This is a genomic window from Pseudomonas sp. FW215-R2 (genome assembly GCF_058789255.1).
The window spans coordinates 1-4,067 of record NZ_JBYTBO010000048.1 but is presented as its reverse complement, the minus strand read 5'-3'; the positions used below and the strand labels follow the sequence as shown (position 1 = coordinate 4,067).

The window sequence follows — 4,067 nt, the reverse complement described above, 5'->3', positions numbered from 1 at the left end:
GGTATAGTCGGGAGTGGGTTGGGGGGCGGGTTGATGAGGGGTGAGCTTTGGAGCCGTCACCATTTCTGCTCCTTAACGCGGACTCGTCCAATAGTCATATAGACGGGAAGGTGGCACTGGGCTATCGTCGGTTCGCCTGTTGCGGTATTTCTTCTGCGTAGTGTCTTCCCCGAGCCAGTGCGAGCTAATGATTGCAGCGGCGCTCGGAGGGCACCGGAAAAAAATCAATCTAGGAACGGACATCGATGATTTACCAGTGCAACGGATGCAATAAGACGACATTTGAAACCGCGTGCCCATGGTGCAACAGCTCACAGGTCTCTCCCTCGGCTGAATTGCGCGCTCAGCATCTGACTCCCCTAGATCCTTCGTTCTATCCCGATTTTCAGTACCAATCCAAAGGACTCATCAAGGATTTTCTAGGGAAAAAGAAAGAACAGGCACAGTTGAACGATCTGCTCAACAACGTTTTGAGAAAGTATGGGCAACTCAAGCAGCCGTACTTTACGAACTTCATACATACCACTCGTGAGACTGCTTCTGGTAGCTCTGATGTTGGCGTGCCCGGTCCCAGGTTCGATGGGGTGTACACCGAACGCGAGCTGTTCCGTGAGGTTCTGATTCGCAAAGGGTTTGATGAGCTTGAGGGGCAACCTTCGCTTTTGGACAAATTGCTTCTGACCACTGCGTTCAACTCTGTCTATCTCGGCTTTTCCAGAGAACTCAGCCGCCACATCAAAACGGATCTGACGGAGACTCTCCGCTCCTGGATCGAGGAGGCCGGGACAACCTTTCGATCCGACCTCGCTCTGTTTTACTACTATCTCTGGGAAAACGACGTTTCGTACCCAAGCATTCAATTTACCCCTCAGGCAGGAACGACGGCCGGTGTTCCATTACTACCACTAGCCGAATTCCGTAAGGGGCTCGGTTGGTGCGAAAGCATCTACTTCCACATTCTGGTGGAGCGCCTTGGGAGTCAGCTCGAACACTTCAATCCGAATCGATTCATCACGATGTATCTCGTGGATGCTATGGACGGCTTTCAGTTTGAGGCATTCCTGGTCGAGATTTTCCAAACTATCGGGTTTGACGTGAAGGAAACAAAAAAGACGGCCGATCAGGGCGCCGACCTTTTTGTCAGTCGGTTCGGCAAAAACATGGTTATCCAGGCCAAAAACTACACGGGCTCTGTTGGAAATGCCGCAGTGCAGCAAGCAATCTCCGCCAAAGCGTTCTATGCGTGCGACGAGGCGATGGTGGTTACCAATTCCTACTACACAAAGTCCGCGAAGGAGTTGGCCGGTACAGCCGGAGTGCGATTGATTGATCGTGAGGGGTTGCAGAATTACCTTGATGATTACAACCAGAAGCTCATTGAGGTGTTTCAAGCAGAGGCTGAGGAAAGTTAGTTGAGGATGGGCCATGGATCCGACCTGTTTCACCAAGATGGAAATAGATACGATGAAAATAGATCTGTCCCCGTTTTTCAATTTTTCATATCGGCGGAGTGGGGTAAGTAGATTTTCATCAGATTTTTTCTTTGTAGTAGCATTTTTAAGGTTGCACTAGGCCTTCTTGAATCAAGCTTAATGCTGACTATAAGATTGCCAGCCTGAGCGCCTGCGCGCCCCATCCCCCCCCCGGTGCGGGCTATGATCAGTGCCACACAAACAAGATTAAAAACTTATGGACAAGGTGAATAAATGAAAATATCACTCATTGATAATGGGCTAGACTCTCTTCTAAAAGGATATGAGCACTTAGGTAAGTACGGGGAGCTTCTGGGTGAGAGTGCAGATGAGACCAAAAGATTTTCAGCGCTAAAGGATTCTGTACTTTCAATTCAGCACGGTATAGAAATACTTGTAAAGTACATATTGAAAGAAAAAAACGAATTATTAATATATTCTGATATCTCAAAGCTCAAAGCTGCATTTAAAAAACGAAGAGCAAGAGAAATTGTTGAGCTGTTCGAGATGGAAGGTGTTCATACTGTCACCTATAGAGAGTCACTTGAAAGACTTCGAGATATCTGTGGAGTAGAAGTTCGAGAGCGGCTATGGAAGGTCTTATTAAAAGTAGAAAAATGGAGAAACAGCATCACTCACAGCGCGGTACTTTTAAATGAGGATGAAGTTTCAAACGTCATAGTAAAACTTCTAGACGATCTCGATGAGCTTTTCGGCCCTCTTATCGGAGAGAGTTACCTAAGAGGGCAAGAGCGCACAGATTTGGACCGGGCATACCGAGTGACAAAAGCCGTATACGGCAAGCTGAGTAATGATGTGAAAGCAGCCACTGTAGAATGTTTAATTAGGGCGCTACAGAAGAACTCAATCAAAGGAACAAGGGCGCCAGATGCGATACTGGTAGAAGACCCTAATATCGCTCATTCAATACTCAAAGAAATCCAAGAAGGGGGACTCACATTTGGCTGTGATTTTATCAACGAGCATTGCTCTGGACATGCGATAGTACAGGACATCTCTGACGATGGAGTCGTTACAATTTATACAAAAGACAATGAGTGCGGCTATCAATTTAAACTATCTGGAATGATGATTTACATCCCCGAGCTAAATAACGACGTCTCTCCATTGGTTTTTATGTACTCAGACGAACAGGCACACCAAGGAAAGGACCCATACATAACCGAATCCAAATTATATAGAGCGCAGACAGGACTAGTATTGGATGATGGTTCTGGAGTTCTTTGGGAGAAATCCCAATACGAACAATCTTACGAGGATGATTATCTCGACGAGCCTACGCTACCTGCGCACAAAGAAGTACTTCGCTTTTTGTCTGCCGGCGCCATTTGCTTTATGAATATACAGAAATTAAATTACAATCGTGCCGCGTATATCCTCAAAGAAACAGGTGATGCAAGTACCATTCACAAGATATTCAAGGATTTATTAGAAAAAACAACAAGCGAATTGTAAGGTGATGCTTTCAAACTTTTTTCTTAAGGGTTCTTTCAGATCCTGAGATTTTATCAAGTAGACTAATATGGACTTATCTGCGTTGATTCGAGTGTTGCGGTCCGTCTTTCGGCGTTTCTTCTACCGTCTAGCGTGGAAAATAAATCCGTCCCCATTTTTTAGTCCCCATTTTTTAAAATGGCTAGCACATGAATAAAAATAAATTGATCTTCGCCAGATTAACTTTAGCACAAGAGCTCTTGGAGGAGTCTGACGCACTTCCTGGTGCTGAAGGTTATTCCGTGGACGAAACCGAAAATTTCGTTCATCACTCACGACACGAGCGTGAAGCACTTGTCGTTTATCTTCTGCTTACTTGCTTCGACTTACTAGGGCAGTCACGAAAATTCATCACATTTTATGAGTGGCTTTCCAGCAAAAAAACCGAAATTCTCTCAGAGCATAGGAAGGCGATTGAAAGCCTAGACTCTGAAGGCGGTGAGTTTATAGGAAGCGCAAAAGCGCTTCATGAGTATTACAATAAGATTTATGGGCCAACTAGAGCATTTCATGCTGGAGTTGAAAATCTCCCTCCTAGCGCATTAGCTCATCTGCTCGCGTCAGTCAGCGTTTCCAAACGCCATCCAGAATCTCTGAAGCCTGAAAATAAAAACACGATGTATCCGTCCTTGCCAGTCACTAGCGAAGCAAAGCTATATAGGCTAAAGCTTGACTTTCTTTATTCCCAGAGAAATGCGTTCACTCATAAACTATCGCAAAAACATACCTCTTCAAACCCAGGGATGTCATGTTTTATGAATTCTGCGAGTGATAGCCAATCTCGCTCTCAAGGCCCTTCTTGGACTGTTTTGATAATTGGCGGAAAAGCTTATTGTGGGAGCAATCATGAAGGTGATTCAAAGCATGTATTCAGTACTCAAGACTGGCCTTTCGTCCTTTTTGAAGTTTTGTACTCTGCGATTGGCAGAAAATTTGATCGAACCAAGATTAATTTGAAGTTTTCTGTTTTTGATACTGACAAAGCTCAATTTTTCCAGACAGTTCAGCATAAGGACCTACCTGCTTTTCTTGAGGCGAATTACAAGATCAAACTCAGTGACTGGAATTTACAATAACAGA

General features: G+C 44.9%; 3 protein-coding genes. All 3 read left to right on the top strand.

Annotated features, from left to right (window positions below; translation table 11 throughout):
* Positions 1–245 precede the first annotated feature (245 nt).
* The 3 genes from AC3WRD_RS29795 (at position 246) to AC3WRD_RS29785 (ending at position 4,063) form a co-directional block, all read left to right on the top strand.
* Positions 246–1,412, top strand: coding sequence for a restriction endonuclease (locus tag AC3WRD_RS29795; RefSeq protein ID WP_102622805.1), 1,167 nt, complete (start codon positions 246–248; stop codon positions 1,410–1,412).
* Between the two features lie 294 nt (positions 1,413–1,706).
* Positions 1,707–2,948, top strand: coding sequence for a hypothetical protein (locus AC3WRD_RS29790; protein ID WP_102622806.1), 1,242 nt, complete (start codon positions 1,707–1,709; stop codon positions 2,946–2,948).
* A gap of 188 nt (positions 2,949–3,136) precedes the next feature.
* Positions 3,137–4,063 carry a hypothetical protein gene (locus AC3WRD_RS29785; protein ID WP_146013120.1) on the top strand — a complete coding sequence of 309 codons (927 nt, stop codon included), beginning with the start codon at positions 3,137–3,139 and terminating at the stop codon, positions 4,061–4,063.
* The last annotated feature ends 4 nt before the right edge of the window (positions 4,064–4,067 follow it).